This window comes from Amycolatopsis sp. NPDC058986 (genome assembly GCF_042741125.1).
GTDB lineage: Bacteria > Actinomycetota > Actinomycetes > Mycobacteriales > Pseudonocardiaceae > Amycolatopsis.
This window is the reverse complement of sequence record NZ_JBHYJW010000144.1, coordinates 1-1,131: the sequence shown is the minus strand read 5'-3', so window position 1 is coordinate 1,131 and position 1,131 is coordinate 1. Positions and strand designations below refer to the sequence as shown.

The following is a 1,131-nucleotide window of genomic DNA, read 5'->3' as shown; positions in this document are numbered from 1 at the left end:
CGGTGTTTTTGTGGTGGTGGGCTGTGTCGTAGAGGGGCAGATGCCCTCTGACTTGGGATGATTGTTCTTGTCTAGGGAACAAATCTATCTGAGTGAGAGGGCATCTGCTGGATGCGATCGTCTCATACCGCTGGTGCGGTGTCGGTGAGGTTCGATGATGCGAGTCTCGTGTCGGGTGCGGGGATCGTGCCGGTGATGCGGCTGGCCGAGGGCATCGGCCTGGGTGAGCTGGTCGGTCAGCGGGTCGATCTGGGGGTTGCGGTCGGTGCGAACAGCGACGCGAAAGCCCTGTCGGTCGTGGCGGGGATGGTCCTGGGCGCGGACTCGATCGATGATCTGGATGTGATCCGGCACGGCGCGATGCCGCGGCTGTTCGACCGGGTGCGGGCGCCTTCGACCTGCGGGTCGTGGCTGCGCGGGTTCACCCATGGTCATGCCCGCCAGCTCGCCTCGGCCGCCGGGGAGGCCCTGGTCCGGCTGGCGGCGCGGGTGCCGACGCTGCTGGCGGGGGTGGGGCAGCTGGCGTTCGTCGATATCGACGCGAAGATCAAGGAAACCTACGGTCATGACAAGGAAGGCAGCGGGTTCGCCTATAACGGGGTCCGCGGCCTGAATCACCTGGTCGCGACGTTGTCGAGCCCGGTCTGCGCGCCGGTGGTCCTGACCACCCGGCTGCGCGGCGGCACCACCGATTCCCGCCGCGGGGCGGCGTCGATGATCACCGAGGCGATCGGCTTGGCCCGCCGCGCCGGGGCGACAGGGATGATCGTGGTCCGCGCCGACTCGGCGTTCTTCACCGGCCCGATCATCGCCGCGATCCGCAAAGCGGGCGCGTATTTCTCCGTCACCGCCCAGAAAAACGTGGCCACCCAGGCCGCGATCGCCGACATCAGCGAGGACGCCTGGACCACGATCGCCTACCGGCACCCCATCCCCGACCCCGAAACCGGCGAGCTGATCACACACGCCGAGATCGCCGAAACCACCCTGACCGCCTTCACCAACACCACCGAGAACCCCGGCCGCGAGGTCACCGCGCGGCTGCTGGTGCGCCGCACCCCACGCTTCGCCACCAACGACCAGGGCGAGCTGTTCCGCACCTGGAACTACCACGCGGTGTTCACCGACACC

At 67.8% G+C, this 1,131-nt stretch carries 1 protein-coding gene; it reads left to right on the top strand.

From position 1 onward, the window contains the following. Positions 1-144: 144 nt before the first annotated feature. On the top strand, positions 145-1,131 hold a 987-nt coding region (locus ACFW0G_RS45500; protein WP_378331826.1), incomplete at its 3' end, for an IS1380 family transposase.